Raw genomic sequence first — 13,053 nt, 5'->3', positions numbered from 1 at the left:
TGACCGGAGGGACGGGCATGGCAACCCAGGACGAGCAGCTGGTCGGCGCGCTGCGCCAGTCGCTCAAGGAGAACACCCGGCTGCGTCAGGAGAACACGAGGCTGGCCCAGGCCGCTTCGGAGCCGATCGCGATCGTCTCGGTCGGCTGCCGCTACGCGGGCGGCATCGACGGACCCGAGGAGTTCTGGCGGGTCGTCCGCGACGCCGCCGATGTCTACACGCCGTTCCCCACCGACCGCGGCTGGGACGTCGACGGCCTCTACGACCCCGACCCCGACCAGCCCGGCAAGACGTACGTCCGCGAGGGCGCCTTCCTGCACGAGGCCGCGCGGTTCGACGCGCCGTTCTTCGGCATCTCGCCGCGCGAGGCGCTGGCGATGGACCCGCAGCAGCGGCAACTGCTCGAAATAGCCTGGGAGACCTTCGAACGGGCCGGCATCAACCCCGCCCGCGTCCGCGGCAGCGAGATCGGTGTCTTCGCCGGCAGCGTCCACCAGGACTACGCCCCCGACCTCAGCGGCCTCGAAGGGTTCCTCAGCCTGGAGCGCGCACTCGGCAGCGCCGGCGGTGTGCTCTCCGGACGCATCGCCTACACCCTGGGCCTGGAGGGCCCGGCGGTGACCGTCGACACGATGTGCTCCTCGGCGCTGGTCGCCATCCACCTGGCCTGCCAGGCACTGCGCCGCGGCGAGTGCGAGATGGCGCTGGCCGGCGGAGCGGCGATCATGGCCACCCCGGGCGGCTTCGTCGGCTTCGCCCGCCAGCGCGGACTCGCCGTCGACGGACGCGTCAAGTCGTTCGCGGCGGCGGCCGACGGCTCCGGCTGGGCCGAGGGCGCCGGCCTGCTGCTGCTGGAGCGGCTGTCCGACGCGCAGCGCAACGGCCACCGGGTCCTGGCCGTGATCCGCGGCTCCGCCGTCAACCAGGACGGCGCCTCCAACGGCCTCACCGCCCCGAACGGCCCCTCCCAGCAGCGCGTCATCGCGCGGGCCCTGGAGACGGCACACCTCGGCCCCGCGGACATCGACGTCGTGGAGGCGCACGGCACCGGCACCGTCCTCGGCGACCCGATCGAGGCGCAGGCCCTGATCGCGACCTACGGCGCCGCGCGCACCCCGGAGTCCGGACCGCTGTGGCTCGGCTCGGTGAAGTCCAACATCGGGCACACCCAGGCCGCGTCCGGCGTGGCCGCCGTGATCAAGATGGTGCAGGCGCTCCAGCACGAGGAGCTGCCCGCCACCCTGCACGTGGACGCGCCGACCCCGCAGGTCGACTGGTCCGGCGGCAGCGTACGACTGCTCACCGAGCCCCGTCCGTGGCCGGCGGGCGACCGGCCGCGCCGCGCCGGCATCTCCGCGTTCGGCGCCAGCGGCACCAACGCCCACCTGATCCTGGAGGAGGCGCCGCAGCCGGAACCCGAGGCGGAACCCGGCGCCGACCCGGTACCCGCCCCCGAGGCCACGGCACCCGCCGGACTGCGCTCCGACGTCCTGCCGCTGATCGTGTCCGGGCAGGGCGAGGCGGCGCTCGCCGCCCAGGCCGGCCGGCTCGCCGCCTTCCTGCGCCACGACACCGACGACCGCCCGCGGACGGCCGACCGGCCCGACCTGACCGGCGTGGCCCGCGCGCTCGCCACCGGGCGCGCCGTCCTCACCGACCGGGCGGTCGTGGTCACCTCCACCGCCGACGGGGCCGCCGCCGGTCTGGCCGCACTGGCCGCCGGCGAGCACACCGCAGGCCTGGTCGACCTGGCCGGCCTCGGCGCCACCGGGCCGGTCCCGGCCGGCGGCGTGGTCTTCGCGTTCCCCGGCCAGGGCGCGCAGTGGGCCGGCATGGGCCGTGAACTGCTCGCCGCCTCCCCGGTCTTCGCCGCCGAGATCGACCGCTGCGCCGAAGCCCTCGAACCCTGGGTCGACTGGTCGCTGCGCGAGGTCCTCACCGCCGAGGGCGAGGCGGGCGAAGCCTGGCTGGCCCGCGTCGACGTGGTCCAGCCGGCCTGCTTCGCCGTCATGGTCGCCCTCGCCGCGCTCTGGCGCTCCCTCGGCGTCCACCCCGACGCCGTGGTCGGCCACTCGCAGGGCGAGATCGCCGCCGCCTGCGTCTCCGGCGCCCTGTCGCTGGCCGACGCCGCCCGGGTGGTCGCGGTCCGCTCCCGGGTGATCGCCGCGGGACTCGCCGGACACGGCGCGATGGCCTCCGTGGGCCTGCCCGAGACCGAGATCCGCGAACGGCTCGCCACCGGACGCTGGCCCGGCGTGGAGGTCGCCGTCCGCAACGCCCCCGAGTCCGTGGTGCTCGGCGGCCCCACCGACACCGTCCGCGAACTCGCCGCCGAGTGGCGCGCCGAGGGCGTGCGGATCCGCCTGGTCACCGTCGACTACGCCTCGCACACCGCGCACGTCGACGCCATTCGCGACGACGTCCTGGAAGGGCTCGCCGGGATCCGCTCCAGCGCACCGCAGACCGAGTTCTACTCCTCGGCACGCGGCGACTTCATCCGCGAGGCCAACGCGCTGGACGCCGCCTACTGGTTCGACAACCTGCGCGGCGTGGTGGACTTCGAGTCCGCCGTGCGCGCACTGCTCACCCAGGGCAGGCGGGTCTTCGTCGAGATCGGCGCCCACCCGGTCCTCGTGCAGTCGATCGCGCAGATCACCGACCAGACGGCGACCGACGCCGTCGCCGTCGGCTCGCTGCGCCGCGACCAGCCCGCCGTGCGCGCGCTGCTCACCCACGCCGCCGAACTGTTCGTACGCGGCGTCGACGTGGACTGGACGGGCGCACTGCCCCCCGGACCGGCCGCCGACGTCGCGCTGCCCACGTACGCCTTCCAGCACCAGCACTACTGGATCGACCTGGCCCGCGAAGGCGGCACCACCGACGCCGCGACACTCGGCGTCACCGGCGCCGACCATCCGCTGCTCGGCGCCGTCGTGGAACTGCCCCACACCGACGGGCTGCTGTTCACCTCCCGGCTCTCGGTCCGGACCCACCCCTGGCTCGCGGACCACTCCCTGCAAGGCGTCGTCCTGGTGCCCGGCACCGTCTTCGTCGACCTGGCCGTCCGCGCCGGCGACGAACTCGGCTGCCCCGCGCTCGACGAACTCGTCATCGAGGCGCCCCTGCTGCTCCCCGAGCACGGCGGAGTGCGCCTCCAGATCGCCGTCGGCGCCGCCGACGAGGACGGGCGCCGCAGCATCGGCGTCTACTCGGCCCGCGAGGACGGCGGCGAGGTCGGCCCGTGGGTGCGCAACATCTCCGGCACCCTGTCCCCGCACGGCGCCGGAGACAGCGACTTCGACTTCACCGCCTGGCCGCCGCCGGGCGCCGAACCCGTCGACGTCACCGACCTGTACCCGTCGCTGGCCCGGCGCGGCTACGAGTACGGACCCGCCTTCCGCGGCCTGCGGGCCGCCTGGCGGCGCGGCGAGGAGATCTTCACCGAGGCGTCGCTGCCCGAGGGACAACTCGACCAGGCCGGCCGCTTCGGCCTGCACCCCGCCCTGCTCGACGCGGCCCTGCACACCAACGCCCTGCACCTGCGGCCCGGCGACGAGCGCAACGTGCTGCCGTTCGCCTGGAACGGCCTGGTCCTGCACGCCGAGGGCGCCGCCACGCTGCGCGTACGGGTCGCGCCGTGCGGCCCTGACGCGCTGTCGTTCGAGTCCGCCGACGAGACCGGCGCACTCGTGCTGACCATGCGGTCGCTGGTCTCCCTGCCGGTCACCGAACAGCAGCTCGGCTCGGCCGGCGGCGCGGTGGGCGGCGACTCGCTGTTCCGGCTCGGCTGGAGCGCACTGCCCGAACCGGCCGCCGGCCCCGAGGCGGGACCGCCGGCCGACCGGGACGTCTGGCACGCCGTCGCCGACGCCGCCCAGATCGAGGACCTGTCCGTCGAGGCCGACGCCGGGGGAGTGCTGCCCCGCTGGGTCCTGATGCCCGCGACCGCCGAACCCACCCGGCCCGGCGCCGACCTCGACCCCGCGACGGCACTGGACCTGACCACCCGGGTGCTCGCCGCCCTCCAGGCCTGGCTGGCCGATCCGCTGTTCGAGGACGCCACGCTGGTGGTCGCCACCCGCGGCGCGGTCGCGGCCGGCGACGACGCACCGCCCCTGGACGTGGCCGGCGCGGCCGTCTGGGGCCTGCTGCGCACCGCCCAGGCGGAGAACCCGGGCCGGTTCGTCGTCATCGACACCCCGACCGGGACCGGGCCGGGCGCACCACCGCCCGGCGTCAACCCGCTCACCGGCGGCCCCGTCCTCTCCGGCGCCTCCGTCGCCGCCATCGAGGCGGCCGTGACCGCGGGGGAGACCCAACTCGCCGTCCGCGACGGGGTGCTGCACGTGCCCCGGCTCGCGCGGGCCGTCGCCCGCACCGACGCCCCGCCGCCCGTCCTCGACCCCGAGGGCACCGTACTCGTCACCGGTGGCACCGGATCCCTGGGCGCCCGCGTCGCACGCCACCTGGTCGACCGGCACGGCGTACGCCACCTCGTCCTGGCCGGCCGGCGCGGCCCCGACGCCCCGGACGCGGCGGCCGTCACCACCGCCCTGACCGACCTCGGCGCCACCGTCTCCGTCGTGGCCTGCGACACCTCCGACCGCGACCAGGTCGAACAGCTCCTCACCACCCTGCCGGGCGGACGCCGGCTCACCGCCGTGCTGCACCTGGCCGGCTTCCTCGACGACGGCGTGCTGCGCGAACAGACCCCCGACCGGCTCGCGGCCGTCTTCGGGCCGAAGGCCGACGCCGTGGCCCACCTCGACGCGCTCACCCGCCGACTCCACCCCGACCTCGACCAGTTCGTCCTCTTCGCCTCCGCGTCCGCGGTGTTCGGCTCGCCCGGCCAGGCCAACTACTCCGCCGCCAACGCCGTACTCGAAGCGGTCGCCCACCGCCGCCGCGCCGCCGGACTGCCCGCGCTCAGCCTGGCCTGGGGCCTGTGGCAGCAGGACACCGGCATGACCGGCCACCTCAGCGACGTCGACCACGCCCGCATGCGGCGCGGCGGCGTACTCCCCTTCACCCCCGACGAGGCCGTCGAACTGCTCGACGTGGCGCTGCGCGCCGACGACGACCGGCTGGTGCCGATCAAGCTGGACCTGCGGACCGTGCGCAACGCCGGCGGCGCCGTCCCGCCGCTGATGCGCTCGCTGGTCACCCCGCTGCGCCGGCAGGCCCAGGGGCAGGGCGCGGGCGGTGCCCGCGGACTCGCCGCCCGGCTGTCCGGGCTGCCCGCCGCGGAGCAGGAGAAGATCCTGCTCGACATGGTGCGCGGCGAGAGCGTCGACGTCCTCGGCCTGACCGCCCGCGACCTCGCCGACGGCAGCCGTGCCTTCGGCGACATCGGCTTCGACTCGCTCACCGCACTCGAACTGCGCAACCGGCTCAGCTCCGTCAGCGGCCTGCGACTGCCCGCGACGCTCATCTTCGACTACCCGACACCCCAGGCGCTGGCCCGCTTCCTGCGCGAGGAGATCGACGCCCCGGCCACCGGCACCACCGCAGCCGCGGGCACCCCCGCACCCGCCGCCCCCGCGGCCCTCTCGGCCGACGAGCCCATCGCGATCGTCGGCATGAGCTGCCGGCTCCCCGGCGACGTGCACAACCCCGCCGAGTTCTGGGAACTCCTGCGCACCGGTCGGCACGGCATGACCGGATTCCCCGCCGACCGCGGCTGGGACCTGGAGTCGCTGCTCGCCGACGACACCGAACGCGCCGGCACCTCCGCCACCCGCGAGGCCGGATTCCTGCACGACGCCGCCGAGTTCGACGCCGCGTTCTTCGGGATCTCCCCGCGCGAGGCGCTGGCCATGGACCCGCAGCAGCGGCTCCTGCTGGAGGCCTCCTGGGAGGCGCTCGAAGACGCCGGCATCGACCCGGGCACGCTGCACGGCAAGGACGTCGGCGTGTACTCCGGCGTCTCCATCCACGACTACCTCGGATCGCTCGCCGACGTCCCCGAGGAGATCGAGGGCTACGTCACCACGGCCATCGCGGGCAGCGTCGCCTCCGGCCGGGTGTCCTACACGTTCGGCTTCGAGGGCCCCGCGGTCACGGTGGACACCGCCTGCTCCTCCTCGCTGGTCGCCATCCACCTGGCCGCGCAGGCGCTGCGGCAGGGCGAGTGCTCCATGGCGCTGGCCGGCGGCGTGGCCGTGATGGGCTCCCCCGTCGGGCTGCGCGGCATGTCCCGCCAGCAGGGCCTGTCCCCGGAGGGCCGCTGCAAGTCCTTCTCGTCGACCGCCGACGGCACCGTGCTCTCCGAAGGCGTCGGCATCGTCCTGCTGGAGCGGCTGTCCGAGGCCGAACGCCTCGGCCACCAGGTGCTCGCCGTGATCCGCGGTTCCGCCGCCAACCAGGACGGCGCCTCCAACGGACTCACCGCCCCCAACGGCCCCTCCCAGCAGCGCGTCATCCGGCGCGCCCTGACGGCCGCCGGCCTCACCGGCGCCGACGTCGACGCCGTGGAGGCGCACGGCACCGGCACGGTGCTCGGCGACCCGATCGAGGCACAGGCGCTGATCGCCACGTACGCCCGCGACCGCGACCCGGCGGCCGGGCCGCTCTGGCTCGGCTCGGTGAAGTCGAACATCGGGCACACCCAGGCCGCCGCCGGCGTGGCCGGCGTGATCAAGATGGTGCAGGCGCTGCGGCAGGGGGAACTGCCCGCGACCCTGCACGTGGCCGAGCCCACCCCGCAGGTCGACTGGTCCAGCGGTGCCGTCCGCCTGCTCACCGAGTCCCGGCCGTGGCCGGCCGGCGACCGGCCGCGCCGGGCCGGCGTCTCGTCCTTCGGCATCAGCGGCACCAACGCGCACCTCATCCTGGAGGAGGCGCCGCCGACGCCCGCCGCGGCCCCGGCCGAACCCGCCCGGGCACCCCAGGACGGCGCCGTCGTACCGCTGGTCGTCTCCGCCCGCGGCCGGGCCGCCCTCGCCGCACAGGGTGCCCGCGTCGCCGAACTGCTCGCCACCGGGGTCCCGTTGGCCGACGTCGCGGCCGCCCTGGTCACGCGCCGGGCCCGGCTCACCGACCGGGCCGTGGTCGTCGCCGCCGAGCGGGCCGAGGCGATCGCCGCCCTGACCGCACTGCCCGCGCAGCGTCCCGAACCCGCCGGCCCGGACCCGGTGTTCGTCTTCCCCGGACAGGGCGCGCAGTGGGCCGGGATGGGCCGCTCGCTGTGGGAGAGGTTCCCCGTCTTCGCCGCCCGCTTCGACGAGGCGTGCGCCCTGCTGGACGAGCACCTGGCCGACGTGGTGGACGGCGGGGTCCGCGCCGCGGTGTTCGGCACCGGAACCGGTTCGGTGACGGACGCCGTCGACGGCGTCGAACTGCTGGACCAGACGGTGCTGGCCCAGGCGGGCCTGTTCGCCGTCCAGACCGGCCTGCTCGCCCTGCTGGAGTCGTCCGGGGTGCGGCCGGCCGCCGTGCTCGGCCACTCCATCGGCGAGGTCACCGCCGCCCACGCGGCCGGTGTCCTGACCCTGTCGGACGCCGCGCGGCTGGTCGCCGCGCGCGGCCGGGCCATGCAGCAGGCGCCCTCCGGAGGCGCGATGGCCGCCGTGCAGGCCACCGAGGACGAGATACGCCCCCTGCTCACCGACGGCGTGGAGATCTCCGGCGTCAACGCCGCCGACTCCGTCGCCGTCTCCGGCCGCCGCGAGGCCGTCGAGGCACTGGTCCAGCGGCTGCGCGAGGACGGCCGCCGGGTGCGGATGCTGCGGGTGTCGCACGCCTTCCACTCGGCCGACATGGACCCCGTCCTGCCGGGGTTCGCGGACGCGCTGACCGGGATCGCGTTCGCCCCGGCCCGCCTGCCCCTCTATTCCAACCTGACCGGCGAGGCGGTGGGCGAACGGATCACCGACCCCGGCTACTGGATACGGCAGGCGCGCGGCGCCGTACGGTTCGCCGACGGCGTCACGGCCGCGCTGGCCGCCGGGCACCGGCTGTTCGTCGAGGTGGGCCCGGCCACGCTGAGCGGCCTGATCGAGCACGACGAGGCGGTGGCGGTCCCGCTCACCCGCCGCGACGGCGCGGAGGACCGCGACCTGCTCACCGCCTTCGGCGACCTGTTCGCGCGGGGCGTCGACCTCGACTGGCGGCCCGTGCTGCCCGCCACCGCGCCGGCCACCCCGGTCCCGCTGCCCACGTACGCCTTCCAGCACCAGCACTACTGGCTGGTGGAGGACGCCGCAGCCGGCGACCTCACCGCGCTGGGCCTGGCCGGCGCCGACCACCCGCTGCTCGGCGCGGTGGTACGGCTGCCCGACACCGGCGGCGCCCTCTTCACCGCCCGGCTCGCCCCGGCCGGCCACGCCTGGCTCGGCGACCACGCGATCGCCGGCACGCCCCTGCTGTCGGCCGCCGGCCTCGCCGAGCTGGCCGTGCGCGCGGGCGACGAGGTCGGAGTCCCCGTCCTGGACGAACTCACCGTCGAGACCCCGCTGCTGCTGCCCGCGCAGGGCACCCTCCGCCTGTACGTGGCGGTCGGCGGACCCGACGAGACGGGCCGGCGCGCCGTCCACATCTACGCGAACCCGGTCCCGGGGAACGCCGACGCCGCCGCCGGGACCGACGGCGGTGACACCGGCTGGCGTCGGCACGCCGTCGGCACGCTCTCGGACCGGGCCGGCGCCGCCCCGCCCGCCGGGGAGCTCGGTACCGACGTCTGGCCGCCCGCGGGCGCCCACCCGGTCGGCCCCGCCGACCTGCACGGCCGGCTCGCCGCCCTCGGCCACGAGTACGGGCCCGCCTTCCAGGGCATCGACGCCGCCTGGCGCCGTGGCGACGAGCACTTCGGCCACGTCGCGCTGGCCGGCGAGCAGTGGGCCGAGGCCGGCCGGTTCGGCATCCACCCGGCGCTGCTGGACGCCGCCCTGCAACTCGGCGAGGCGACCACGCGGACATCCGCGCCGGCCGGCACCGTGCGCCTGGTCACCGGGTTGCGCCGGTTCGTGCTGCACGCCACCGGAGCCGTCGCCCTGCGGGTGCGGGTCACCCCCGGCGAGCACGGGTACGCCGTGCACGCCGTCGACGACGACGGAGTACCGGTCTTCTCCGTCGACGCCGTCCGGTCCGGCCCGCCGGCCGCGGACGGCGGGCTCGGCACGACGGTGCCCGGCGCCGACACCGGTCTGCTCCAGCTCGGCTGGAGCGCACGGGACGACCTCGCCGTCGAACCCGCCGGCACCGCGTCCGACGACCACGGCTGGACGACGGTCACCGACCCGCAGGACGTCCGGGCGCTGGCCCACCGGCAGGCCCGGCCCGAACAGGTGCTCCTCGCCGCCGTCCCGCCCGCCGGCACCGACCCGGCCACGGCCACCGCCCTGCTCAGTGAACGCGTCCTCGGCGTGCTCCAGGCCTGGTTCGCCGAGCCCGCGCTGGAGACCACCCGGCTGGTCGTCGCCACCCGCGGCGCGGTCGAGGCCGCCCCGGGTACGCTCACCGACCTCGCCGGCGCCGCCGTATGGGGCTTGGTGCGCGCGGCCCAGGCGGAGCAGCCGGGCCGGGTCGTCCTGCTGGACACCGACCCCGCCACCGACCCCGCCACCGCCCCGGACACGAGTCCGTACACGAGCCCGTACACGAGCCCGGACACGAGCCCGGACACGAGCCCGGACACGAGCCCGGACCGCACGGACCTGCCCCGCGGCCTGGCCGCCGCCCTCGACCGGGCCACCGCCGCGGACGAGTGGCAGATCGCCGTGCGCGGCGGGACGCTGTCCGTCCCGCGGCTCACCCGCCTCGCCCCCGAGCCCACGGCTCCCGAACCCACCGCTCCCCGCCCCGGGTTCGACCCCGAAGGCGTCGTCCTGGTCACCGGCGGCACAGGCTCCCTCGGCGGCCTCGCCGCCCGGCACCTCGTCGAGACCCACGGCGTCCGGCACCTGGTGCTCGCGGGCCGTCGGGGCGCCGACGCTCCGGGCGCCGCGGAACTCGCCGCCGAACTGACCGGCCTCGGCGCCGAGGTCTCGGTCGTGGCCTGCGACGCCGGGGACCGCGACGCCCTGCGCGCCCTGCTCACCGGCCTTCCCCAGGGCCGCGCCCTGAGCGGCGTCGTGCACACCGCGGGCACCCTCGACGACGGCATCCTCGGCGAACAGCGTCCGGACCGGTTCGCCACCGTCTACCGCGCCAAGGTCGACGCCGCGGCACACCTGGACGAACTGACCCGCGAACTCCACCCGGAACTCGGCGCGTTCGTCCTGTTCTCCTCCGCCGCCGCCGTGCTCGGCGCGGCGGGCCAGGCCAACTACGCGGCGGCCAACGCCTTCCTCGACGCGCTCGCGACCGCACGCCGCGCCGCGGGCCTGCCCGGCAGCGCGCTCGCCTGGGGCCTGTGGCAGCAGGACACCGGCATGACCGGGCACCTCACCGAGACCGACCACGCCCGGCTCGGCCGCGGCGGCATCCTGCCCATGACCCCGGACGAGGGCCTGGCGCTCTTCGACGCGGCCCTGCGCACCGGGCGAGCGCATGTGCTGCCCATGAAACTGGACCTGACGAAGGTCCGGGCAGCCGCGACGGCCGCCGGCGGGCCGGTGCCCACGATGCTGCGCGCGCTGGTCCGCCCGGTGCGCCGCCGGCTCGGCTCCGCCGTCCCCGGTCCCGCCGGCCCGGTGGCCGCCGACCGTCCCGAGGGGCTGGCCGGACAGCTGGCCGCCCTGGACACCGACGAGCAGGAGCACCTGCTGCTCGCGCTGGTGCTCGACCACGCGGCCGAGGTGCTCGGCCACCGCCACGGCGGCGACGTGGACGCCGCGCAGGCGTTCAAGGACGCCGGCTTCGACTCCCTGACCGCCGTCGAACTGCGCAACCGGCTGCGCGAGAACACCCGGCTCAAGCTCCCCACCACGGTGGTCTTCGACTACCCGACGCCGCAGGCGCTGGCGAGGTTCCTCAGGACGGAGCTGGTCGGCGACACCGAGACCGCCGCGGCGCCCGCCGCGGCCACCGCGATCGCCACCGACGAACCGATCGCCATCGTCGGCATGAGCTGCCGGTTCCCCGGCGGCGTCGAGGACCCCGCCCAGATGTGGGAGATGCTGCGCGACGGCGTCGACGGCATCGGCGACTTCCCGACCGACCGCGGCTGGGACCTCGGCCGGCTCTTCGACGACGACCCGGACCGCCCCGGCCGCTCCTACGTCCGCCAGGGCGGCTTCCTGCACGGCGCGGCGCAGTTCGACCCGGGCTTCTTCGGGATCTCGCCGCGTGAGGCGACCGCGATGGACCCGCAGCAGCGGCTGCTGCTCGAAGGGTCCTGGGAGGCGCTGGAGAACGCCGGCATCAATCCGGACACCCTCAGGGGCACCGAAGTAGGCCTCTTCGCGGGCGTGTTCGGCCAGGCGTACGGCTTCGGCGCGGGCACCGCGGCCGGCCTCGACGGCTTCCTCGCCACCGGCGCCAGCGCCAGCGTCGCCTCCGGCCGGGTCTCCTACGTCTTCGGCTTCGAGGGCCCCGCGGTCACCGTCGACACCGCCTGCTCGTCGTCGCTGGTCGCCATCCACCTGGCCGCGCAGGCACTGCGCTCCGGGGAGTGCACCACGGCCCTGGCCGGCGGTGCGACGGTGATGGCCTCACCCGGTACGTTCGTCGAGTTCTCCAAGCAGCGCGGACTGGCCGCCGACGGCCGCTGCAAGCCGTTCGCGGCGGCCGCGGACGGCACCAGCTGGGCCGAGGGCATGGGCATCGTCGTCCTGGAACGCCTCTCCGACGCGCAGCGCCTCGGGCACCGTGTCCTGGCCGTGGTCAAGGGCTCGGCCGTCAACCAGGACGGCGCCTCCAACGGCCTGACCGCCCCGAACGGACCGTCGCAGCAGCGCGTCATCCGCCGCGCCCTGGCCGCGGCCGGGATCTCCGCCGCCGAGGTGGACGCGGTGGAGGCGCACGGTACGGGCACGACGCTCGGCGACCCGATCGAGGCACAGGCGGTGCTGGCCACCTACGGCCGCGAGCGCGACGGCACCGACCCGCTGTGGCTGGGTTCGGTGAAGTCCAACATCGGTCACGCGCAGGCCGCCGCCGGTGTCGCCGGTGTGATCAAGATGGTGCAGGCCCTGCGGTACGGGACGCTGCCCCCCACCCTGCACGTGGACGCCCCGACCCCCGAGGTCGACTGGTCCAGCGGCACGGTCCGCCTGGTGACCGAGGCCCGGCCCTGGGTGCGGGACGGCCGTCCCCGCCGCGCGGGCGTGTCCGCGTTCGGCATCAGCGGCACCAACGCCCACCTCATCCTCGAAGAGGCACCCGAGCCCACGCAGAGCGTCACGCGGCCCGCCCCCGTGCCCGGCCGCGTCGTCCCCCTCGTCCTCTCCGCGCGCGGCACCGACGCCCTGACCGCGCGGGCCGCCCGCCTGGCCGACCACCTTGGCACCGGCGCGAGCCTCCCCGACGTCGCGCACGTCCTGCTGACCGGACGGGCCCAACTCCCGGACCGCACCGTGGTGCTCGCCGCCTCCACCGAGGAAGCCGTGGCGGGGCTGGCCGACATCACCGTGGCATCGAACCGTGCGGGTGGTCGTACGGCGTTTGTTTTCCCGGGGCAGGGGGCGCAGTGGTTCGGGATGGGTCGTGAGTTGTTGATGTCCTCGTCGGTGTTCGCGGCGGAGGTGGAGCGGTGTGCGGGGGCGTTGGCGCCGTGGACGGACTGGAATCTGTATGAGGTGTTGACGGGGGAGAGCCGGGCGTGGCTGGGGCGGGTGGATGTGGTGCAGCCGGTGAGTTTCGCGGTGATGGCGGGGTTGGCGGCGGTGTGGAAGTCGTTGGGTGTGGTTCCGGATGCGGTGGTGGGTCATTCGCAGGGTGAGATCGTGGCGGCGTATGTGGCGGGTGCGTTGTCGTTGGAGGATGCGGCGCGGGTGGTGGCGGTGCGGTCGCGGGTGATCGCGGGGGGTCTGGCGGGGCGCGGTGGGATGGCGTCGGTGGGGTTGGGTGAGGAGGCGGTGGTTGCCCGGTTGCCGGAGGGTGTGGAGGTGGCGGCGGTGAACGGGCCGGGGTCGGTGGTGGTGGGTGGTCCTGAGTCGGTGTTGCGTGTGTGGG

The 13,053-nt window shown here is 75.9% G+C and carries 1 protein-coding gene (running past one end of the window); it reads left to right on the top strand.

Annotation, left to right across the window (positions count from 1 at the left end; genetic code table 11):
• Positions 1–17: 17 nt before the first annotated feature.
• Positions 18–13,053, top strand: the 5' portion of a protein-coding gene (locus ACFV9M_RS18325; RefSeq protein WP_385102494.1) for an SDR family NAD(P)-dependent oxidoreductase. It continues 14,906 nt past the right edge of the window; only the first 13,036 of its 27,942 coding nucleotides appear in the window; the start codon lies at positions 18–20; its stop codon lies beyond the right edge, outside the window.

This window comes from Streptomyces sp. NPDC059895, assembly GCF_042731035.1.
In the GTDB taxonomy this organism is placed as follows: Bacteria; Actinomycetota; Actinomycetes; order Streptomycetales; family Streptomycetaceae; genus Streptomyces.
This window is presented reverse-complemented; position numbering and strand designations above follow the sequence as displayed.